This is a genomic window from Scopulibacillus daqui, from assembly GCF_016908855.1.
Lineage (GTDB): Bacteria > Bacillota > Bacilli > Bacillales > Sporolactobacillaceae > Scopulibacillus_A > Scopulibacillus_A daqui.
In genome coordinates this window covers 309,324-331,158 of record NZ_JAFBER010000001.1, presented here as the reverse complement: position 1 = coordinate 331,158, position 21,835 = coordinate 309,324, and the positions used below count along the sequence as shown (strand labels likewise).

Here is a 21,835-nt window from a genome sequence, read left to right as displayed (position 1 = left end):
TTACAGCTTAACGACTTGCGTAAGATTCCGCGGGCTGTCAATATTAAGCCCCTTTTGTTCGGCAAGATAGCAGCCCATTAATTGGACGATGACTAAGCCAATCAGACCCGCCTGTTCATTTGTCAAATGACTCACTTCAAAATCAAGTTCTGCATGAAGATTAGTACGATTGTTGCCGCTTGCTGCAATGACCATCGCTTTGCCGTGAAGTTCTTTTATTTCCTTCATTAATTGCAATTCTTCATGACAGGCTTCATGTGAAGCAAATAATGTGACGAACACATCTTTAGAAACAAGCGATTTTGGACCATGCCGATATTCGAATGGATGAAAGGCTTCCGAATTGGAAAGGGTCATTTCTTTCATTTTCAACATCGCTTCATTTGCGAAACCATACAGCATTCCGCTTCCCAAAAAGACAAATGTTTCAATCGGATTATTTTGAATGAACGCGCTTATTTTTTCTTCGCAGCGTTCAATCGTATGTGCAGCCGTTTCGGCAATCTGGCGGTCAATAGTTACGGCGCCCGCCAGCTGTTCTGCAGCATAGACCATTGTGATAAACATTGAAGTAAATGACCGCGTCATGACAATACTTTCTTCATCGGCCTCATTAACAGCTATGGTTATATCACTCATTTGAGCCATAGAACTTGATGCACGGCAAGTCACCGCTGATACAGGATATCCCTTTGCTTTTAGTTTTTTAGCGGCCGCAACCATTTCACTCGTTTCTCCAGACCTTGAAATCAAATGAAAAAGCTTTTTGGAAGGCCCATGCAAATAAGCGTTTTCATGAAATAAAATTTCTGAAGCCGGCAATGCAAACGCTCTCATTTTTAGTTTTTGAGAATAAACAAAAGCTAAGGCTTGGGCAAGGTAATAAGAAGTCCCGCAGCCGATAAAAAAGATTTCGTCGGCATTTTCCTGTTGAAGTTGATTGACAAATCGTTCGACCCTTTCAGGACATTGGCTAATGACCTTCTTCCAAATTTCCGGTTGGCTTTTTATCTCCTTATATGTGATTGTTTCTGAAACTGTCATAGGCGTGCTCCTTTTTAAAATGTTTTATCATTTGTAATTATCCTAAAATTACAATTAGAATATAACACTTATTGGGTTGTTGGGTCAAGTTGAATGTTAGAAAACATATAAGGAAATTCCCCCATTTTATAACAATTCCGTGTAAAACCGGCACCGATCTCCCCTGACGATCGAGCGGCAAAATTCCACAGGTCTACGGTCGGTGTCATAGCCTATCCGATCTAATAAAAGTGCGGGATACCCTGGCTTTACTTGTAAATATTGACTTTCATATTCCCTTATCAGAACCGGTTCGAACATTTCTTTTGCATTGGTGACAATCACACCGTATTCCTTTTGCATATACTCGTAAAGCGAATACTTTTGTATTTTTTCTTTATCTAACTCAGGAATAATGTTTTGCGGAATATAAGAGGTTTCTAAAATGATGGGTTCCTCTCTAGCGCATCTTAGCCTTTCTAAAGTAATAACAGACGCACCCTCCGGCAAATTTAAGTGTTCGGAAATATTTGGATCCGCTTCAGTTGTATTAATGCTGATAATGATATCTTTAGGTTCTAAACCTTTGGCTTCCATAACCTTACTAAAGCTGTAAAAACTTGATAATGATTGATCTAACTTTGGCTTTGCCACAAAGGTGCCTTTGCCTTGAATTCTGTGCAGCAGCCCTTCGGCGACAAGGTCGTCAAGCGCTTTTTTTACTGTATTGCGGCTGATCTTATATTCTTTTTGCAGCTGATTTTCTGAAGGAATCAATTCTCCCGGCCGCCATTGGCTTGATTCAATATTTTCCCTTAAAATTTCTTTAAGCTGATGATATAACGGAATAACGCTTGTATGATCTAACTCTTTCTTCATAAAATTTTTCTCCTCTGCCACATTTAATTTCTTTATAGCGTTTTTTGTCTCAATAATATATCAATAATCCTAGGCCGGAAACAAAGAGATGTCAAGATATTCTGATAAATGGAGAACCGCAAATATAAAAAAACCATAAGACGTTAATCTTATGGTTCATTGAGCTCTATTTACAACACAACGCTGACAATGACTGCTGACAAAACGCTGACTAATGTCGCGCCGTACAGCAATCTCAAACCAAAGGACGCAACGACATTGCCTTGTTTATCGCTGATGCCTTTTGTGGCACCTGCAATATTGCCGATAGATGAGAAGTTAGCAAATGAAACAAGGAATACGGAAATAATGCCGACAGTGCGCGAAGATAAATGCTGTTGAATATGCGTCAGATCAATCATAGCAACAAATTCGTTCGTTACAACCTTTGTGGCCATAATATTGCCGGCTTGTACGGCTTCGTGTGCCGGTACCCCCATAATGAATGCAAGCGGTGAAAAGATATAACCTAAAATTTGCTGGAATGAGATATGAAAGAAATACGTAAAAATATTATTGATTGCCGCCATTAAGGCTACAAAGCCGATGAGCATGGCTGCAATAATAACCGCCATCTTAAATCCGAGTAATATATACTCAGTTAACATTTCAAAGAATGATTCCTTTTTCGCTTCATTGATTTCTAGAATATCTTCCTCTTGGCTTACAGTATATGGATTAATGATATGAATGATAATAAAGCCGCTGAATAGGTTAAGAACAATCGCCGTAACAACGTATTTCGGTTCAATCATTTTCATGTATGAGCCGACAATTGACATAGAGACTGTCGACATTGATGAGGCGCAAAGTGTATATAACCGCTTTTTCGGCAGTTGGCTTAATTGATCCTTTACCGTGATAAATACCTCGCCTTGGCCAACGATGGCTGCCGCTACAGCGTTATACGACTCTAGTTTCCCTAAGCCATTGACTTTGCTTAATAGCCAGCCAATGCCTCTGATGACCAGCGGCAAGATTTTAAAATACTGCAAAATCCCAATGATAATGGCAACAAAAATAATTGGCAGCAAAACGGTTAAGAAAAACGGTGCTTCTCCTTTGTTTGCCAACCCGCCGAATACAAAGTTAATCCCTGCTCCCGCGGTTGCTAATAAACTAGCAAAGAAATCGGATAATCCTTTAGCTATGGCTTCGCCGAATTTTGTACTTAAAAATATATAGCTTAAAATTAATTCAATAATGATCATGACAATAATGGGCCGGTATTTAATCTTTTTTCGATCGCTGCTTACGAGAAGCGCGAGCAAATAAACAACGATTAAGCCCACTATAAATATTAGTATTTTCATTAACGGTCCTCCTAGTAAATAGGCTGTATTGGCTTCTTTCGGATGTCTAATATTATCATTATTTACTGATCAGTTTTTTTTAATAAGTCAATCATGTAGTCAAAAAACTGTTCCGCGCATACATCATATACGAGCTGCGCCGGACGGCCGCTTTCATCCTCTTCCGTCCGTCCTTGGCTCGGGCCGTCCGTATGAACCATGCTGTTCACTGTTTTTTTCTTGACTAATTCCGGCATGCCAATGGAGGCTGTTGTCAGTACATCCCATAGAAAATAGGTCGAATTCGTCACAAAGTAGACAAGCGGCGGCACCATTGCATAACATTGTCCGATAAAATCGATAGCCGGATATTTGCGCAGAGACGCCCAGCGGCCGCGCACTTCATTCGTAAGCGGGACTTGATTTGTGCTTTCCAAAGCAACCATGTCGACTTTAATACTGCTTTCCCATACGCGAGCAACAGCTTCCGGATCCCAAAAGGCATTCCATTCCGCCGTTCCATCATGCTCCGGCTCATGCACATTTCCTTCTTTTAAGAAAGTGCCTCCCATCCACACAAGCTTATCAATTTTTTCTTCAATGTCAGGAGCCTCGTCCAAAGCACGAGCCAAATCAGTCAACGGACCAGTAAATAAAAGCGTTGTTTTGTCTTCATTTTCTCTTATCTTATCAATCATATGTAAATGGGCCGGTTTCACTGCTAACGGCGTTCGAACGTCTTTTGTTTCATTTAAAATAGGAAGCGCATCAACATACCATGCATGCATCCGCCAATCAGCCGGAAACGGATTTTTCCCGCGGGAATCGGATTTCGCTACTTCAATCTGATATTTTCCAAACCGGTCGATTATTTTTCTGCTTGCTGATACGGCCGGAACCAAATAACAATCAGCAGGAATGACAGAAACACCAATAACCCTAATGTCTTCCATCTGCGTTAACATTAATAGTGATACGAGATCATCAACCCCGCCATCGTGATTAAAATATACTTTTTTTGTCAAAAAACCCCTCTCCTTCAAAAATGCTAAGATCAATCTCCCGGCGGCCATTTTCAAAACAATGTCACCAAGGTCTACTATAATGTAACTTTGTCCTTTTATCCATATAAATATGACATTTTCATTTAAAATTCGACATATTTTTAAATTCTGGATTTAAAAAGAAAAAACTCCCAACTTAGAGTTGAGAGAATAAAAGTGTTTATTGATTCTAATTGTCCTTGCTTGATAGTTCGACCTGCTTTTTGCGAACCATTTTGTATACTAATCGCGCTAGAAAAACAGCAACTAACAAAACAGCAATATAACTGAGCGGTTTAAGATACTGCTGCGCCGCTTCCCAATGCTGCCCCAGCTTCCAGCCAAGGAAAGTGATGATTATATTCCATGGGATGCAGCCTAACAATGTAAAAGTTAAAAACCGCTTTACATTCATTTGGGCAATGCCTGCAGGCAACGAGATAAAAGTCCGGATAACCGGTAACATTCTCCCAAAAAAGGCTGCCCAATCTCCGTATTTTGAAAACCACTGGTCAGCGATATCTAAGTGTCTCTGATTGATCAGTACATATCGGCCGTATTTCTCTAGAAGAGACCGGCCGCCCTTTTTCCCAATCCAGAAAGTTAGGACTGATCCAGCTACATTTCCTAAAACGCCTGCCAATACCACAAGCCCAAAAGTCAATTTTCCCTGTGCGGCTAAAAATCCTCCAAAAAGTAAAATGACTTCACTTGGGAGCGGTATACAGGCACTTTCAATAGCCATCCCGATAAAAATTCCCCAATGACCAAATGTCGTTATTAATCCTGTCGCTATTATTCTTAGCCATTCTATCATTTGATGCAGCATATTATTTTTGTCCTTTCCTTTTTAACTATGTAAACCTCTATTTTTTTGGCTATGATTTCGGAACACAAAGCACTTTTGACCAAAGTAATTAGTGGCCGTGTATAATACCGCCCCTAATAATGCGGCTGCGTCATCTCTTGGAAACGCTCGAAAAATCCTTGATGCCCAAGAACTGACAACCATGCTTAAATGATAAGAAAAAATATAGCAAAATCCAACAACTAGAATAAACGCCAAACTGCTTTTAGCCACAGATTTTTCGCTCTTAAAAGTATAAGTTCGATTAAGAATATAACTAACGACAGCCCCAATGCTATTCCCGCAAGCCGCTGCCATCAGGTAAGAAAAACCGAATCCGTGAAGGCATAAAAACATGATTGAGAGCCCAATGATAGTGTTGCATGCCCCAACCAGCAAAAAGCGCAAAAAGGACCGATTCACTTAATCACCGCTTTCTCCCGAAAAAATGCCATGATGCTGGGGTGAATGAACGTTGTGTTTGTATGGCAATAAATCTGTTTCTACAGTATATTTGGGCCGTCTTTTTGTTTCATTGAAAATCTTTCCTATATATTCGCCGATCAGCCCTATTCCCATCAGCTGCAGGCCGCCAATCAGCCAAATTGATATCATCAATGACGTCCATCCCGACTCTGTATGCCCGAGCAGCTCTTGAATGAAGGCATAGCCGGCGGCGCATAAGCTTAACAAAAACGAGAAAGCGCCTATCAAAGTGACCAATCTGATCGGTGCGACACTGAATGATGTAATCCCGTCAAAAGCAAATGACAGCATTTTCTTTAAAGGATATTTAGATGTTCCCGCAAACCGTTCTTTCCGATCATACATGACTTTAGCAGACTTAAAGCCAATAAGAGGAATGACTCCGCGCAGAAAGAGGTTGGTTTCCTTATAATGGCTTAATTCCTCAAGCGCCCGCTTCGACATTAGCCGAAAATCAGCATGATCCGGAATAAGGTTGATGCCTATTTTACGCATCAATCGGTAGAAACCTCTTGCCGATGCCCTTTTAAAAAAAGTATCTGTCTCACGGCTTTTGCGAACACCATAAACAATGTCATAGCCTTCATGAAACTTAATCATAAAATCTTTGATAACCGAAATATCATCTTGCAGATCCGCATCGATAGAAATCACGCAATCAGACATATTCTTTGCTTTTTCAAGTCCTGCCAAAAGAGCATTTTGGTGCCCTACGTTGCGGGAAAGCTTTATCCCCGTGACATAACGGTTTATTTTACTTTCTTCTTCTATTAAAGGCCAAGTCTCGTCAGTGCTGCCGTCATCAACAAAAAGGATTTTACTTTTAGCATCTATAAATGTTTGCTCTTGTAAATTTTCTAAGACGGAAGTCAGCTGTTTGGCCGTTTCTTTGAAAACTTCTTCCTCATTAAAGCAAGGCACGACAATGGTTAATATGGGGTGTTTCATATTCATCACCTCAATATTTATTTCACTTTATAAAGATAAATTTTCCAAGCCGACTGAGAATCGGTAAAAGACTTCATAAACTGAAGGCCATCTTGTCCCGCATTTACAATCGGAACAGCCGAAAAAATATACCTGCCGCCTAATTTCTTAAAGGCGTGCATATCTAACTGCAAATGATAAATTTTCTTGGCAGAACCCTTTTTAAACATCTCATTATTTCCTAATTCGGCTGTAAAGATATAGCATCTGCCGCCCCAATGATCAAAGTAGTCTTTCAATGTACGGTTTTTATCTAATTCCTTGGCAATCACTTTTCGGAACTGATGCTTATACGAAAGCGGGTAAAAGTTATTATAAGTATCAATCGTATAGAAACCGTTATATTGGGCAATGGCTGGATGAAGCCCGATGCTGGCTACACGATAAGAACTTTTTGGTTTTCCAATATAATGATCGATTGTTTCAAATAAGTGCGTTGAGTAAAATTGTTTGACAGATGGATAACCCGCGGCCCTATAACGAATTTCCTCGTTATAACAGAACAGCAAAATCAACTGAAGCGATAGAAAAATCATCGCAGCCTTTTTCCATCCTTTCCGCCTATACCAAAGAAAGCGGCACGCTAACGCAAAAGAAAGATAAATCACCAAAGGATGCAAGAAGTGAAATCTAGAAAAATTAAAGGTATCTAAAAGTGGAAATTTTGCTTTAATCGGCTGCCAGCCTTTATAAAACCAGAAAGCATACCAGACAGATAAAAGAAAGTTCAGCGCCATGAGGCAGATAAAATATTTTTCTTGTTTCCACGATTTTTCTTTAATAATCAAGCATAGAACAAGACATAATACAGGCAGAATAAAATAGGTATGCAGCGTCATCACATGGGTGTGGCCAAACAAAAAATTTTTAAAGGCCAAACGTATCGTATCCCAAAATCCGTTGGTTGACTCCAAAAATTCATTGCGGTTCGTTGGCGGCTGCGGAATTAAAAGCGAATAGACCAATCGATAATCAATCAAAAGATACAGTGCTGTCATATAAGCGATACTGAATAGGAAACGCCATTGCCATTTTCTTTTAACAAATAAATCACGGAGCCAAAAGAAACCCATTGCTGCTAGAAAAAAGAAAAAACCGAGAACAAAACTTGAATATAAAGGCAATAACGTCAGTACAAGCCAGTCCTTCCATGTCGAGCGTCTGGCTCTAATATTGAGAAAAGCCCATAATGCGAGGGGCATGCCTAAGGTGCTTAACATGCCCGACGGCCAAAAAGGCGTTAAGGCAAAAGCCAATGATACGCCGACACGAATAAAAGACAGTTCTTCTTCTTTGACAAAATAAGTTTTCAGCAATAAATACATCCCGATAAAAGCAAATACTCTTGTTATCGTTTGACTTAAAGCATACGCCGTCATTGTAGGAAATAATGCATATAGCCAAACAATACCGCTGAATTGCGAATCAAAAGCGTTACGCGGCAATCCATTGATGATCTGCGGTATGGCTGCATTCACATTTCCAAAAATCTCGCCGCTTCTCGCCAGCACTTTATACCAAGCGATATTAGAATCAAGATTATCGTGAATTCTTATATGTGCATCTTCTCCCAAAATATAGAGCGGCGAAAGATAAATGATAAGAATAAGCACAGCAGACAGGATATATTGCGTTTCTTTATTTAACCTCAACACATAATTCTTCATCTTCAACTCCTGACTTGATTTTCGAAAATTTAGCAGATTTTATTGACTAAAAGTTTGAGGCAGTGATCTAATGGTCCTCAAACCTTTAATCAACTTTCTTATTAAAAAAACAGTCTTTTCAGCTTGTAAGCTAATTTAATCGCAAGACAGACTGTAATATACATCCCTGCCCGACCCCGTTTCTGAAAGATATTGATCAGCTTGTTAAATAACGATAACACGCCTGAAATGATGCTTTCCCTATATTTTCGGTAGAGAAGGAATAAAATTGCAGCAGCCGCCGCAACGGCACAAATGATCAACAGATACTTTTTCGCAGAATTATAATACATATCCCAGCTTGGCCCTATGATTTTCCCAATGGATATGAATGCTCCAGTCCATATAAATGCCCCAATATAAGCATAGGTTGCATAGGTGCGAAATGGAATTTTAGTTATTCCGGAGAAATAACCTGTGAAATGTCTGACACCTGGAATAAAGTAAGCAATAATGATCACTTTGTTCCCAGATCTTCTGAACCAATTTGACATTTTTTCCAGCCGTTGAGAACCAATATGAATACGATCTCCATATTTTTCAAAAAACGGTGTACCCAGTTTATAACCGATCCAATAAGAAAATGTCATACCGGCACAACTGCCAAGTCCTGCCGCTATAATTGTCATTATCCAATTTAAATGCCCTTCGGAAATAAGGACGCCAGAATAACTCATTAGAACTTCAGTCGGCAACGGCAGCGCCAGCAATTCCAGCATTAACGATATAAAAAGAACCATGTATCCATATTGATCCATATAATGAATGACTACATTCACGGGTTGTCCCTCCTTCTTGGTTGAACCGTTCGCCTTGTTTATCTTTAAAAGCTCTTGTTTCAATCTTCATTAATCATAAAAAAGCATTACATGTTAAATGACGAGTTAATCTAAACAAAAGTTCATATGATTTAAGAAAAAAATCACGCATCCAATGGCCGAATGCTAAAAAGTGTTGATAGATCAGCCCTAAAAGTCTGTTACCTTCCTTTTATATTGGAAAGAATAAAAATGATTTTTTTGAACCTCTCACCGCTTCAATACCTTTGCGGTTGTTTGAATTGGGCGCCTTCTGATAAAGTTGTTTTTAAATTGAGTGAGTCAAGGAGTTATAAAATGCCGTTCATAACAGCTTGGATTGAACATTATGGTTATATCGTATTATTTTTATCCCCTATGTTAGAACTGCTTGCTCTCCCATTGCCCGGCGAATTCGCAATGGGCTACGCCGGCGTGCTTGCCTATCAGGGAAAATTAAATTGGATGTTATGTATAGCATTGGCATGTCTGGGGAGCTGCACCGGCATAACGCTTTCTTATTTGATAGGTTATAAATTAGCGCCTTTTTTCAATAAATACGGGCATCGGATTCACATGGGGCCGGAGAAGTTAGAAAAAATGTCCCGCTGGTTTATTCATTTTGGGAACAAGTTTTTAGTCATTGCCTGCTTTATCCCTGGCATTCGCCACTTTACAGGCTACTTTTCAGGCATCACTCGCATTTCTTTTCGAAGCTATGCGCTGTATGCCTATATCGGCGCTTTTCTATGGACGAGTTCTTTTATCTCCCTGGGTAAATTGTTGGGGCCCCAATGGCAGCAGTTTCACCATTCAATAAAAAAATACTTTTTAATAGGCAGTCTGATCATCATTATGATCTTGGCTTTATTCTATATGCTTAGATTTTATAAAATACAGATTAAAGAATTGATCATGTCCTTTCTGGGCAAAGGCGTAAAGCGATTTCGCTCCCTGCGCCGGCTCCGGTTTCTGATTGCCGGAACAATGATTTTACTCATAGGTTTTATCTGTCTCATCGGCAGCCTTACTGAAAATTATTTGAATAATGAATTCAAGCAATTTGACACGATTGCGATAACACTGGTTTCATTAATGTTTAATGAACATTGGGAGCCTGTGATGCATCAATTTCTGTTGCTGACGTCAGTTAAGGTGCTCAGCATTCTTATTATATTCACTCTTTTGTGGATTTTAATTAAAGGCAAAGAGCGAATGATTGAAGTAAGCTTTCTATTTATCATTGTTATTGGCGGAGAAATTTACGAAACATGCATCAGACGTTTATTTCATTATTTGCACCCGGTCCACCAGAATTTAACCCATAAAATCCTTTATCCGTTTCCTAGTGAACAGACATTGACAGGCTTTGTCCTGTACGGCTTGGCGGCCTTTATGCTGGTTCGGCATGCGAAGCGGGCATGGCTTCATACGTTTGCATTGACCGCAATAGTTATCGTATTGATCCTTATCGGATTAAGCCGCGTATACTTTAAAATCCAGTATCCAAGCGATGTCGCTGCCGGTTATGCTTTCGGCGGCGTATGGTTAAGCCTTAATGTTCTGGTCATGGAACTTTTTCGCTTTTCACGAAGATTCCATCAGCTTAGAGGTTAGAGTATTTTAAGGAAAAATGCGAATGATAAAGAGAAGGAGGTGAAATAAATGGCTGAAGCAATAGAACATAAACAAAATCAATATAATTGGTCAGTATGGGTAGGCTGGATTGGAATCGTTGCGGGCATCATTGCTTTTTTTATCGCCCCCATTTGGCTTGGCATTATCGCGATAATCTTAGGCATTGTTGCGATGTTCGGCAAGTCTATTGCTCTGGGGTGGTGGGCAATCGGCATTGGCATTGTCGCAATGATTGTTCGTTGGTGGTTTTTCTAGACCATTATTATCTAAGCTCTGCTGTCCTGCAAGCAGAGCTTTTATCATACAAAAGACACCTGGCACTTTGTGTGCCAGGTGTCTGATATACAGCCTATTAAGCCAAAACGCGGGTTAAATGAGGCACGATTTGTTTTTTCCGTGAAACAACACCTTTTAAAACGGCTTGATTATTTTCTAATGAAACATTAAAAGCTTTTTCGACTGCAGCGGCTTCCTTGCCAAACGCTACAGCGATTGAATCATTATTTAAGATATCAGTTACAACGAATAAAAATAAGTCTAGATTCTTTTCGTCAATGATATGTGTGATTGCCGATTCTAACGCCTCTTGACGGTTAATCACTTCGTTAGTGTCGACCGCATTGACTTGTGCAATTTCTACCTTATGGCTTCCCATTTGAAACTCTTTAGCGTCAAGAGTAATGAGCTGTTCAACTGATTTATCCCGCAAATCAGCTCCAGCCTTTAACATTTCCAGCCCATAGCTTTCAGGGTCTACTTCAGCAATTTTGGCCAATTCGTGCGCTGCGTCAATATCTTCTTGCGTGCATGTCGGCGATTTGAACAAGAGTGAATCAGAAATGATGGCCGAAAGCATTAAACCAGCTATTTCTTTTCGAATGGCTACACCGTTTTCTTTATACAATTTATTTAAAATTGTCGCTGTGCAGCCTACCGGTTCAGCCCGGTAATATAAAGGGCCTTTAGTTTCAAAATTAGAAATGCGGTGATGGTCGATGACCTCAAGCACTTGCACTTTGTCAATGTCATTGGCGCTTTGCTGACGTTCATTATGATCGACCAAAATGACACGGTCCACTTCATCTCCAACAGCTTCCACTAAGCGGGGCATGTCCATATTGAAATGCTTTAATACAAATCGCGTTTCTTCATTGATTTCTCCTAGACGAACAGCTTCTGTATTCCAGCCCAATTGATTTTTGAGTTCCGCATAAGCAATGGCAGAACAAATGGTATCTGTATCAGGGTTTTTGTGTCCAAAAACAAGTACTTTTTCCATCGTTTGTCTCCTTTGAAATTTTGAATGAGTGATTTCTTTTTATTTTTTTCTAGTTGTTATTTTATCGAATATCCACTTCATTGAAAAGCCTAATGACAGCCAGATGACGATAAGAAAAATCACAAACCCGATCAGAGGAAAATTAAAAGTTGACACAATCAGAACTGCACCGGTCAAAAATAATACCCAATCGGGTTTATCGCTCATTCCTTGAATTCGTTCTGTTATCCATTTACTCAATACAGCCATGCCAAGCACTAATGAAATAATGATAAAAAACAGAAGAAGTACAGCGATTGGAATGCCAACAATTGTCATCATTAACAACAGCATGACGGCTAAAATGGCTAGACTGGCAATGGCGCCTGTGGCCATCAGCCGGCCGGCTTGTTTGTTTATAATTTCCGCAGGGTTCAGCCTTTTTCTTAACAAGGTGCCGGCGATAACCGTTATCAGCACGAGCACAACACTCCCTGCCAATCTCAGCAGCCAGCTTCCAAATAATAGTACAGCACCGAGTATCAAGCTGTTTTGCATTTGATTATTTAAATTTAATGACAAGATGTCTTCAGTAACATGAGCGCCGGGCTCCTGCTTAATTTGTCCGCCCGCAACGAGAATAAATCCGCGTACATTCGCGGTGCGTTTAATATCCAAATTGCCGTTTATAACGATGACAGCCGTTCGAACGGAACCGCTAATTTCCGCATCATTGCCAAAAACAATCACATGCTCAACTTTTTGATGCTGCGGAACGATTGTCGTTTTGCTTTTAACGATGCCTTTGTCTTCGGCAAAAGCAGGGTGGATAAGTAATGCGGCTAGGATCACGATTAAGGACAAACCAATAAAATAACGATAAATTTTCATTTCACTCACCTTTTCACCCTGTTGTTTTCGTACCTAACAGACGGCTGACGGACCATCCTGAAATAATAATCAAAATTAAAGTCGTAATAATAAGCGCCCCTGTCAAATAAGGCATATCTAACGCTATGATCATGACAGCATGGGCAATTCTCGCACCGACGTTGAATAAAGTATATAAAACCCTTATGCAGGCATATAGGAAAGGAGATAAAGTCAATAAAACAGAGATAATGACACACATCCCGACAGCAAGAGCGGCCCAAAATTTCCAACTGAAAACTTCCTGCTGTTCTTGCTCTATTGTTTGAATTTTTCTTATGACTGCTTCCTCGAAGCTGATATCGGGAATGTCAATGCCTTGATAAAAAGACTGCATTTGCGCCTTAAGAAAGCGGAGTTCTTCAACTTCTTCTTGGCACTGTTTGCATGTTTTGATATGATCTTCAACTAATCTTCGCTCTTCGCCATTAAGCTCATCATCAATATATGGCGACAGAAGCTCTCCCATATATTCATGCATGTTCATCACCCCTTGTCATTTCTCTCTTTAAACTCGCCCGCGCTATATTTATTCTTGATTTAACGGTTCCGAGCGGGATATTTAATATATCGGCAATTTCACTATATGAATATCCTCTCATATCTCTTAAAATAAGGGCTGTTCGCTGCTCTTCAGATAATTTCTGCAACGCCTCATTGATCGTTAACTTGAGCTGCGTATGTTCCATGTCGGATTTTGGATTAGACAGCTGATGAGGCGCTTCATTCTCTGTTTGAAAAATCATCTTCTTTTTATTTTGCCTTTTCAAACTATCATGGCACAAATTCGTCACAATACGTGTAAGCCATGAAACAAACGCATACTCTTTTCCCAGCTTTGGCAAGTAAAAATAAGCCTTTACAAATGCTTCTTGCGCAATATCTTCAGCCTCCATCCGATCATTAACCATCGCATATGCATGGCGGAAAACCTGTCCTTTATATTTTTTTACTAATTCTGAAAAAGCGTCTTGGTTGCCCCGCTTAGCTTGCTGAATTAATTGGAACAGTTCCTGATCCACACGTATTCATCCTCTGTCTTCGATTCAAGTTCCTAATCTCAAACCGGTTCTAAATAAATAGACATAAAACATACGATAAAAGTTCAATAACATTTTATACTACAAAAAGTATATTTAAAAATAGCCCTTATTCTTTAGAATCTGGTTCTTGAATTCAAAAAAATAATGGTTTGTATAAACTTTTAATGCCGAATCACAGTCTATTTAAGAGGGGATGTTCAAAAAGTCCGGGAAACAGGCATTTCTGTACAAAAACAAAGCCCGGTGCTTGATGCCCATATCGGTCTTGTTTGTCCTCCTAAAAAAGACTATATATGCATTTTCAATGAGAACTGGACATTCAAAATGGTTATTTCAACAGAAATTGCAATCATTGGAGTGAAAGACATGCCAAATAAAATTCTTATACTGACAGGGCATTACGGCGAAGGACATAAGCAAGCTGCCTTAGCTATTAAAAAAGCGATTGATCATAAGCGCACCAATGCCCAAGTCACAATTATCGACCCGGCAAAAGAAACGCATCCTTTCTTAGATTCGGTCAGCCGGCGCTTTTTTATAAACGGCGTCAAAATATTTCCTTCCCTATATCATTATTTTTACGAAAAAACGCGTTATCTCAATTATGCGGGTATGATGTTAAAAGGCTTAAATCGAATCGGGGTTAACCGCGTTTTTGGATTGGTGTCACACATCGACCCCGATGTTATCGTCAGTACATGCCCGATTGCGGCCGGGATTATGTCAACTCTTAAAGAATATGGTTTAATAGATGTTCCAACAGTGACCGTTATAACAGATCATACGGTTCACAGCTATTGGGTCTACCAAAACACCGATATTTATATTGCGGGCTCCGAAGGTGTCCGGCAAGGTTTAAAAAAGCTAGGCATTAACGGAGAAAATATTAAAGTCACAGGGATACCTATTAACCCTAAATTTTCCGATCATTTTAATCGCCGCAGCCTAAAAGAAAAATACGGTTTAAAAGATGCACTGCCTACGATTTTGATCAGCGGAGGAGGATGCGGCATTTTAAAAGGCATCCTTTCCACATTGAAGGTTTTAGAAAAAATCCCCTTCAAAATACAGATGATTATCACCTGCGGACACAACCGCCGTCTTTATCATCGCATTAAACAACAAATGGAGCATTCAAAGCATGATATCTTCGTTACCGGTTTTGTAGATTATATGGAAGAATTGATGGCTGTTTCGGATATTATGATTACAAAGGCCGGCGGATTAACTGTTTCTGAAGCTGTTATGATGGCACTTCCCATGTTGTTGTACAAGCCGATCGGGGGACAAGAAAAGGATAACACAAAATTTTTAGTGAATAGAAAAGCAGCGCTTCTGGCCAACGATGATAAAGATTTATATATAAAAATCATCGAAATGCTGACAAATCCGGATCTGATTTCAACGATCCAGAATAATGTCCAAGCCATACAAACCCGAAAGGATCCAGCATCTCTTGCCGCTCAAGTCATATTAAATGCTTTGCCTAAACCATCTAAAATCTTATATTCGGAGGAATATTTATTATGACGACGCTTTTTGCAGGAAAACATCTCTTGGTTATGCTGATTTTCCTTGCCGTTTATCTATTATAAAATATAGGCCTTAAATGCCCTTTTTCTATCCTTATAACAAAATTGAGGACCATAGATAAACCCAGGGCGGTTACTGTCCTGGGTTTAATGATATTTCCTTTAATTCAGCTGAATCAAGGACTTGCTGCTATTTTTTAACCTTGATCATACCGGAGTACATGCTGTACATAGTCGATATCTCCATAGTTGTTCCATCCGTTTTTTTCGGCCATCATATGGGAGAATGTTGCCGCTACTTCATTAGAATAGCCGCCGTTCTTCTCAGCATACGGAATAAATCCCGGACCAAAATTATAAGATTGTACAGCTAGCTTAATATTTCCATGCGCTTCCTTAAGACGCTCGGCAAACGTTTTGACACCAACTTTAATCGATAGTTTCGGATCTTTAATACACCCGATATAACCGCAGTATGCTTCTGATGACTGCATAACATCTTCCAGCCGCCCGCCGCTTTCTTGCTGGATCATTGCAAGCAGTATCGGGACTTCATGTTCAACGCCGTACTCTTCGGCATACTTTGTGACAAGCGGCCGCCATTGGATCGTGCTTGCAGTGAGATTATTTTTTTGATTGTCTTGTATTTTTAAAGACAGCGGTACAACCTTCTCCAGTTCGGAATCTGATATTTTCAAATGTCGGCCGGCGGTTTTCTTTTCTTTAATGACAGATGCCGATTCTTCAGGGAATTTTATATTTTTTGTATCATATAAAGTCAGATTTGGCAGTTCATAGCCCAATAAACTGCGAATATCGCCTAAACTAAAACGAGGCGAAAATTCGAGAAAGCCAGACGATAGAGAAAGCAAATGGCGGCTATTGGGCAAGTCTGTAGCAAAATACGGATTTTCTTCCCCGAAAATATAGACGAGCTTCTCTATTGGCATATCACTAAACGATCGGTGCAGCGAAAATGAAGCAAAACGGCTTTTTACGAGCGATGACGTTAACAAGCTCAATCCCATAAAGGAAAATACAATTGCAGCAGCCATTATGACTATCATTTTTTTTAAATACAGCACTGAGAAATATTGGGATGAGAATCTCCTAATCATTTTATCACCCTTGTTTGATAATAGGATATTAGAAGACTATGTCCCAACTCTAGCAATTAGAACAGCAAGCAGAAAATCTTCTATAACATTTTTATCAATAACATAAAGGGCGTTCACATTTATTCAAAGACTTGATATTTAACAAGTTATACCCTAGCATTAAAAATATCGACTGAATATACGTGCCGCAAATGATATGAGAATTCGTTTTCAATGGAGTGAATGTTATGTCTAACAGTGAAAAGAGCGAGATACTGATACTAGCAGGACATTACGGAGAAGGACATAAGCAAGCTGCTTTGGCAATTAAAGAAGCTTTTAATCATAAATATACAGATATTCATGTGACTATCATCGATCCGGCAAAAGAAGTTCATCCCATTTTAGAATCTATCAGCCGGAATCTTTTTCTTCGAGGCGTGAAAGTCTTTCCTTCTATCTATAATTACATTTATGAAAAAACCCGTTACCCCAATGATTCAAGAACGCTTCTTAAAGGCATTAACCGCTTGGGAATAGATCATGTGTTTGAAATCATCTCAGATATACAGCCTGAAATCATTGTTTGTACTTGCCCCATTGCTGCAGGGATGATAGCAACCCTTAAAGAATATGGATTGATTGACATTCCTACAGTCACAGTCATTACAGACCATACTGTCCACAGTTACTGGATTTACAAAACAACCGATATTTATCTCGTTGGATCAGCTGTTGTCAGTCAAGGCCTGCAAAAATTAGGGATTGATAAAGAGCGGATTAAAGTCACTGGCATACCTATTAATCCTAAATTTTCAAATCATTTTAATCAGCAGGCTTTGAAGAAAAAACATCAACTTGATGAAAATCTTCCTACTGTTTTAATTAGCGGAGGGGGATACGGTATTATAAAAGATATCATTCCAGCTTTGAAATTAATGGAGCGAATGCCTTTTAAAATACAGTTCATTATCACATGCGGACATAACCATCGACTATATCAGCGAATGAAACAGCAATTGGAATCTTCTAAACACCATCTCGTTATAACCGGATATGTTGACTACATAGAGGAATTGATGGCTGTTTCCGATTTTATGGTGTCAAAAGCAGGCGGATTAACCGTTTCCGAAGCCATCGCTATGAACTTGCCGCTTTTGCTGTATAAATCAATTGGCGGACAAGAGCAGGATAATACCAATTTCGTGATAGACAGAAAAGCGGCCTTGCTGGCAAAAGACGAACACGATCTATATGCGAAAATGATTCAACTGTTAACTCACCCGGAATTAATATCGATGATCCAAAGAAACATCCAAGATTTAAAGCAGCAGCGCAATGCGGCAAGTCTAGCCGTTCAAGTCATACTAAAAGCCATGTCTCATAAATCCGCACTTCGTATACGGCAATTATTTTCCTTTGAATCCATTTAATCATACATAAAGGCAAATAAAGCAATAGAAAACACCTCGGTTCCGGAAACAGCCGAGGTGTTTTCATTATTTTTGTATATGCCGTCTCATACTCATACGATAGATATGCTTCACACCAATAACAAGCAAGAAACACAGCAATGAAAAAGTAATAATCGCTCCGCCTGTGGCGATGCTTAAATAATAAGATAAAACCAAGCCTATTAATACCGCTGCTTCTCCGAAAATAATGGACAGGAAAATGACTGATTTGAAGCTTTTTCCTATAAATATTGCCGTGGCAATCGGCAGCGTCATCATTCCGGTTACAAGCATCACACCCACAGCCTGAACAGATACCGATATTGTCAGCGCCATAAGCACCATAAAAATGGCATCAATCCATTTTTTGCGAATACCCGTGACTTGCGCATATTCGGCATCAAAAGTAATTAACAACAGCGGCCTGTAAAAGATTAACAGAATAATCACAACGATAAAACTGATGATGAGCGTGTTATTTAAATCGCTTTGGTTGACAGCAATCAGGCTGCCAAATAAGTAATTAAAGAAATCGGCATTGAATCCGTGCAGAATGCTGAAAAAAAGCGCGCCAAGACCAGTGCCGAAGCTTAAAATAATCGGAATGCTCATATCAGAAAAATCCCGGAAAACCTTCCTTAATAATTCAACAAGGAAAGCGCCGATAAGAGCAAATATGACACCATAAATCCGGGGATTAATGCCGCTTAAATACGGTACAGCCGAACCGATTGTTGAACCAATCGCAACCCCTGCCAGATTCATTTGCGAGAGCGATTCACTAATATGCGGCAGCCTTCTCGCAAAAATAAAAACACCGATCAGCGGGGTTATCCCGCCTATTAAGATACCTACTAAAAAGGCTGTTTTCATAAATGATAAATTTTGAAAGAACTCAATCACTTGACTTCCCACCAATAATTAAAATTTTACCGTTTCGTCGCTTGAATAACTGACTGGTTTTGAGCGGCTTATTGATTGAACGGTCTTTTTAATAAGCAAAACAATCATAAATAGAACAAAGGCAAGAACAACAATCGTTCCCCCTGTTGACCAGTTAAATTGATAAGAGACCACAAGACCGCCTATAATATCGAATTCGGCAAAGATGATTGAATAAATAAATACTTGCTTAAAACTTTTGGCTAACTGCATGCCTTTTGCGACTGGAATGATCATCATCGCAGACACCAGAAGAACGCCAACAATATTCATCGTGACAGAAACAACAAGAGCGACGATCATCGTAAATAAAATATCTGTCACTTGTTTTCCCCTTTTAGAAACAAGCGATCCTTCTTCATCAAACGTTAAAATCAAAAGCGGTTTGTAACATAAAATCACAAACCCCAGCACAATAACGAGCACAATTAAAACAACCAGAAAATCGGTATGGGAGATTGTAATCAAGCTGCCGAACAAGTAGCCGAACAAATCTTTATTAAAGGCATCAGCCAAACTAATAAAGACAACACTGAGACCGATGGCCGATGCCAGAATAATAGGAATAACAAACTCTCTATAAAAAGGGTACAGCTTCATCAAGGGACGGATGCAAAACGAACCGAGCACTGAAAATAACATGCCGATATAAAATGGATTGATAAAATAAAGAAACGGAAGGTATCTTTGCAAGGCAAGACCTGCCGCTATACCTGATAAAGCCATATGCGACATCCCATCAGCCATCAAGGACATCTTGCGCAAAACAATAAATACACCGATAACCGGACATATTATCCCAATCATTATCCCTGACAAGAAAGCATACCGTAAAAAATCAACTTGTAAAATGTCTTGAAGCATAGCCGTTCACCCTTAATGATGATGCTCAAGCAGTTCAAAATGCTGCCCGTAAGCATCAGTCAAAATTTCTTGCCTGTTCATTTCAAACTGCTTTGGATCTCCATGGTAATGAAGCCGTTTATTAAGACAAAGCACTTTATCTACTTTGGATGTAATCGTGCCGATATCATGAGAAACAAGCAAAATAGCTAACTTTTCTTTATGCATGGATTCTATTAAATCATAAAAGGCATTTTCGGATTTTGCATCAACGCCGACAGTCGGTTCATCAAGAATGAGCAGCTTAGGATTTCTGACGAGCGCCCTGGCAATAAAAACGCGCTGCTGCTGGCCTCCCGACAAACGGCCGATATTTTGTTTGGCGTAATCCTCCATACCGACTTTCTCTAAGGCTTCCCATACCTTCAGCCTTTCTTTTTTTCCAAACCATTTGTAAAATTTCATTTGACTGTATAATCCCATTGACACAACTTCAAAGACCGTCGCAGGAAAGCCCGAATTAAAACTATTGGACTTCTGGGAAACATAGCCTATCCAAGATAGCTTCTTAAACTTTGAAAGCGGCTGGCCGAACAGCCGAACTTCGCCATGATTCGCCTTGAGCAAGCCAAGAATAATTTTAATCAGCGTCGTTTTCCCCGACCCGTTCGGACCGACCAACCCGACGAATTCACCGGGTTCAATGCCAAAGTTAATGTCTTCAAGCACAGGTTTTCTATCATAAGAAAAAGAGACGTTTTCTAGATCAAGCACTGGTGTTTTAATCGTCATTCTAATCACTTCCTAAAGCGGTTTTCAAGCTTTTGAGATTTTCTTTCATGATTGAGAAATAGTCTTCACCTTTCTGTTGCTCCGCTTTGGTTAAATTTTCTATTGGATTTAATGTCAGCGGCTCAGCTCCGATTTTATCCTCAACCATTTTTCCGATTTTCGGATTGACTAATGTTTCGAACATGATATAGCGAACATGATTCTTTTGCGCAAAGTTAATGATTTTCTGGATTTGCTTTGGACTTGGCTCTTCATCTGGAGAAATGCCCGAAATCGCCACTTGTTTCAATCCATATCTATCGGCCAAATAGCCAAACGCCGCATGAGACGTGATAATATCTTTGCGCTTAACATTTTTTAGCGCGTCTTTATATTCTTGATTTAATTGATTGAATTTAGCGGCTAAAGCGTGATAATTTTTCTCGTACGCTTGTTTTCCTTTAGGATCAAGCTTAATTAACTCTTGTTCGATGACTTTTGCCATCTTTTCAGCTCTGACCGGGTCTTGCCAGAAATGAGGATCGGCACTTGTATTCGAATGGCGCTCGCCTTCATCCTCTCCGGCATGAGCCGCATTGGTTTGCTGCAAGGTTAATAAATCAACGTGTTTGCTCATATTCAAAAAATGCACCTTTGGGTTAACCGCATTTTTCGCATCATCAATCCACGATTCTATGCCGCTCCCGTTATAAATAATCAAATCAGCGTTAGCCATCTTCGCCATTTCTTTCGGTGTGGGTTCATAGGCATGCGGTTCAGCACCCGGCGGCAGAAGGTTCGTTACATTCGCCCTGTTTCCCGCAATCTCTTTAGTAAAGTCATAGATCGGGTACGTACTTGTCATAATTGATAATTTTATATTTGAACCTGAGCGCGATTGCTGTGCATGGTTATTTTCTTGGCTGCATCCTGATAAAACGAAACATAAGCTAACCGCCAGCCCAATCATCGCACTTATTATTTTCTTTGACACGGTGTTCCCCCCCCAGTTGTGCTGTTTAAATGATATCTATGTATCAATGTTATCGAACTAAATCGGAAACGTTACGATTTGTAGTTTAAAATTTTTTTGTGGATAAGTCAATATATATTTTTTAAAACGGCGATTCTGCGTGTTCTAAATCATCATCTGCAGTTTGATGCTGATTTTGTTTGTGAACAAATTAAATATTTTAAACATATGGATTGATTATTTATCATGCAACCC

At 39.6% G+C, this 21,835-nt stretch carries 22 protein-coding genes; 4 read left to right on the top strand and 18 right to left on the bottom strand.

The window, feature by feature from the left end; genetic code table 11:
* The 9 genes from JOD45_RS01680 to JOD45_RS01640 all read right to left on the bottom strand — a co-directional run bounded on the left by JOD45_RS01680 (window position 1) and on the right by JOD45_RS01640 (window position 9,081).
* Entirely contained in the window at window positions 1-1,044 is a 1,044-nt protein-coding gene (locus JOD45_RS01680; protein ID WP_205002104.1) for an SIS domain-containing protein, read from the bottom strand.
* Window positions 1,045-1,170: 126 nt separating this feature from the next.
* Window positions 1,171-1,902 carry a GntR family transcriptional regulator gene (locus tag JOD45_RS01675; RefSeq protein WP_205002103.1) on the bottom strand — a complete coding sequence of 244 codons (732 nt, stop codon included), beginning with the start codon at window positions 1,900-1,902 and terminating at the stop codon, window positions 1,171-1,173.
* Between the two features lie 170 nt (window positions 1,903-2,072).
* The gene (locus JOD45_RS01670; protein ID WP_205002102.1) at window positions 2,073-3,254 is read right to left on the bottom strand and encodes a NupC/NupG family nucleoside CNT transporter; all 1,182 of its coding nucleotides are present in this window, start codon (window positions 3,252-3,254) and stop codon (window positions 2,073-2,075) included.
* A 62-nt stretch (window positions 3,255-3,316) separates the two neighbouring features.
* Window positions 3,317-4,306, bottom strand: a complete 990-nt coding sequence (locus JOD45_RS01665; protein ID WP_205002192.1) for a nucleoside hydrolase — start codon at window positions 4,304-4,306, stop codon at window positions 3,317-3,319.
* A gap of 160 nt (window positions 4,307-4,466) precedes the next feature.
* Window positions 4,467-5,105 carry a DedA family protein gene (locus JOD45_RS01660; RefSeq protein WP_205002101.1) on the bottom strand — a complete coding sequence of 213 codons (639 nt, stop codon included), beginning with the start codon at window positions 5,103-5,105 and terminating at the stop codon, window positions 4,467-4,469.
* A 21-nt stretch (window positions 5,106-5,126) separates the two neighbouring features.
* Window positions 5,127-5,546, bottom strand: coding sequence for a GtrA family protein (locus tag JOD45_RS01655; protein WP_205002100.1), 420 nt, complete (start codon window positions 5,544-5,546; stop codon window positions 5,127-5,129).
* Window positions 5,547-6,557, bottom strand: coding sequence for a glycosyltransferase family 2 protein (locus tag JOD45_RS01650; protein WP_205002099.1), 1,011 nt, complete (start codon window positions 6,555-6,557; stop codon window positions 5,547-5,549).
* A 17-nt stretch (window positions 6,558-6,574) separates the two neighbouring features.
* Window positions 6,575-8,263, bottom strand: coding sequence for a DUF6044 family protein (locus tag JOD45_RS01645; RefSeq protein WP_205002098.1), 1,689 nt, complete (start codon window positions 8,261-8,263; stop codon window positions 6,575-6,577).
* Window positions 8,264-8,364: 101 nt separating this feature from the next.
* Complete coding sequence (locus tag JOD45_RS01640) at window positions 8,365-9,081, bottom strand: VTT domain-containing protein (protein ID WP_205002097.1); 717 nt, start codon at window positions 9,079-9,081, stop codon at window positions 8,365-8,367.
* Window positions 9,082-9,417: 336 nt separating this feature from the next.
* Between JOD45_RS01640 and JOD45_RS01635 the strand changes: the two genes are divergently transcribed.
* Window positions 9,418-10,716 carry a VTT domain-containing protein gene (locus JOD45_RS01635; protein ID WP_205002096.1) on the top strand — a complete coding sequence of 433 codons (1,299 nt, stop codon included), beginning with the start codon at window positions 9,418-9,420 and terminating at the stop codon, window positions 10,714-10,716.
* Window positions 10,717-10,764: 48 nt separating this feature from the next.
* Window positions 10,765-10,992 carry a hypothetical protein gene (locus tag JOD45_RS01630; protein ID WP_205002095.1) on the top strand — a complete coding sequence of 76 codons (228 nt, stop codon included), beginning with the start codon at window positions 10,765-10,767 and terminating at the stop codon, window positions 10,990-10,992.
* Between the two features lie 97 nt (window positions 10,993-11,089).
* On the opposite strand, the gene JOD45_RS01625 is transcribed toward JOD45_RS01630, so the two are convergent.
* The 4 genes from JOD45_RS01625 to JOD45_RS01610 are packed head-to-tail and all read right to left on the bottom strand — an operon-like array spanning window position 11,090 to window position 13,947.
* On the bottom strand, window positions 11,090-12,016 hold the full coding sequence (locus JOD45_RS01625; RefSeq protein WP_205002094.1) for a manganese-dependent inorganic pyrophosphatase: 927 nt from the start codon (window positions 12,014-12,016) through the stop codon (window positions 11,090-11,092).
* Between the two features lie 39 nt (window positions 12,017-12,055).
* Complete coding sequence (locus JOD45_RS01620; RefSeq protein ID WP_205002093.1) at window positions 12,056-12,895, bottom strand: hypothetical protein; 840 nt, start codon at window positions 12,893-12,895, stop codon at window positions 12,056-12,058.
* Between the two features lie 4 nt (window positions 12,896-12,899).
* Window positions 12,900-13,406, bottom strand: coding sequence for an anti-sigma factor family protein (locus JOD45_RS01615; protein WP_205002092.1), 507 nt, complete (start codon window positions 13,404-13,406; stop codon window positions 12,900-12,902).
* Window positions 13,399-13,947, bottom strand: coding sequence for a sigma-70 family RNA polymerase sigma factor (locus tag JOD45_RS01610; RefSeq protein WP_205002091.1), 549 nt, complete (start codon window positions 13,945-13,947; stop codon window positions 13,399-13,401). The genes JOD45_RS01615 and JOD45_RS01610 overlap by 8 nt, the downstream gene beginning before the upstream one ends.
* A gap of 264 nt (window positions 13,948-14,211) precedes the next feature.
* Here JOD45_RS01610 and JOD45_RS01605 point away from each other — a divergent pair, with 264 nt between their 5' ends.
* Window positions 14,212-15,498: an MGDG synthase family glycosyltransferase gene (locus tag JOD45_RS01605; protein ID WP_205002090.1), complete on the top strand. Its 1,287-nt coding sequence runs from the start codon at window positions 14,212-14,214 to the stop codon at window positions 15,496-15,498.
* Window positions 15,499-15,697: 199 nt separating this feature from the next.
* Here the strand turns inward: JOD45_RS01605 and JOD45_RS01600 are convergent, their stop codons facing one another.
* The gene (locus JOD45_RS01600; protein ID WP_205002089.1) at window positions 15,698-16,567 is read right to left on the bottom strand and encodes a lysozyme family protein; all 870 of its coding nucleotides are present in this window, start codon (window positions 16,565-16,567) and stop codon (window positions 15,698-15,700) included.
* A gap of 278 nt (window positions 16,568-16,845) precedes the next feature.
* On the opposite strand from JOD45_RS01600, the gene JOD45_RS01595 reads away from it, so the two are divergent.
* Complete coding sequence (locus JOD45_RS01595) at window positions 16,846-18,030, top strand: MGDG synthase family glycosyltransferase (protein WP_205002088.1); 1,185 nt, start codon at window positions 16,846-16,848, stop codon at window positions 18,028-18,030.
* Between the two features lie 66 nt (window positions 18,031-18,096).
* On the opposite strand, the gene JOD45_RS01590 is transcribed toward JOD45_RS01595, so the two are convergent.
* From JOD45_RS01590 to JOD45_RS01575, 4 genes are read right to left on the bottom strand one after another with little or no spacing between them, the layout of a single operon-like run.
* Window positions 18,097-18,954, bottom strand: a complete 858-nt coding sequence (locus JOD45_RS01590; protein ID WP_205002087.1) for an iron chelate uptake ABC transporter family permease subunit — start codon at window positions 18,952-18,954, stop codon at window positions 18,097-18,099.
* A gap of 18 nt (window positions 18,955-18,972) precedes the next feature.
* A complete protein-coding gene (locus JOD45_RS01585; RefSeq protein WP_205002086.1) occupies window positions 18,973-19,857 on the bottom strand; it encodes a metal ABC transporter permease in 885 nt (294 codons plus the stop codon).
* A 12-nt stretch (window positions 19,858-19,869) separates the two neighbouring features.
* Window positions 19,870-20,628, bottom strand: coding sequence for a metal ABC transporter ATP-binding protein (locus JOD45_RS01580; RefSeq protein ID WP_205002085.1), 759 nt, complete (start codon window positions 20,626-20,628; stop codon window positions 19,870-19,872).
* A gap of 1 nt (window position 20,629) precedes the next feature.
* The gene (locus tag JOD45_RS01575) at window positions 20,630-21,601 is read right to left on the bottom strand and encodes a metal ABC transporter solute-binding protein, Zn/Mn family (RefSeq protein ID WP_205002084.1); all 972 of its coding nucleotides are present in this window, start codon (window positions 21,599-21,601) and stop codon (window positions 20,630-20,632) included.
* Between the last annotated feature and the right edge of the window lie 234 nt (window positions 21,602-21,835).